At 62.8% G+C, this 521-nt stretch carries 2 protein-coding genes; both read right to left on the reverse strand.

Annotated features, from left to right (window positions below; translation table 11 throughout):
- Positions 1–212 (reverse strand): glycerol-3-phosphate acyltransferase (locus AC1D0P_RS28180; RefSeq protein ID WP_477679747.1); only part of this gene is annotated, 212 nt, incomplete at its 3' end.
- Positions 213–241: 29 nt separating this feature from the next.
- Positions 242–521 (reverse strand): amidohydrolase family protein (locus AC1D0P_RS28185; protein WP_477679748.1); only part of this gene is annotated, 280 nt, incomplete at its 5' end.

Raw genomic sequence — 521 nt, forward strand, 5'->3', positions numbered from 1 at the left:
CCCTTGACCGCATCGAGGATCAGCGTGGTGGCGGCGAGGCCTTTGTTGCCGGTCCGCAGGACATTCGTGGCGCCGATATTGCCGGAGCCGATCGAGCGCACGTCGCCGAGGCCGGCCATGCGGGTGAGGATGAGGCCGTAAGGGACCGAGCCGGAGAGGTAGCCGAGCACGGCGCAGATGATCGCGGGAAAGGCCGCGATGTTCCAAGTCATCAAACTATCCATGTCGTCCTCCCCGGGGACTAATTCAATGAGAATACCAACTTGCCAGCCACATAAGTCGCCACCGCCCGCCCGGAAAAGCGGGCATTCTCGAACGGCGTGTTCTTGGAGCGCGAGACGAGGTGATCCTTGATGCAGATCCACGGCTCGTCAAGATCGATCAGCGTGATATCAGCAGGCGTGCCCGGCTTCAGCGTCCCGCCCGGCAGGCCGAAGATCTCCGCCGGCTTGGTCGACATGGCGTGGATCAGCCGCATCAGGTTGACGGAGCCGTCGTGATAAAGGCGAAGTGCTGCGACC

The sequence above is a fragment of the Polaromonas sp. P1_G2 genome (assembly GCF_056405515.1).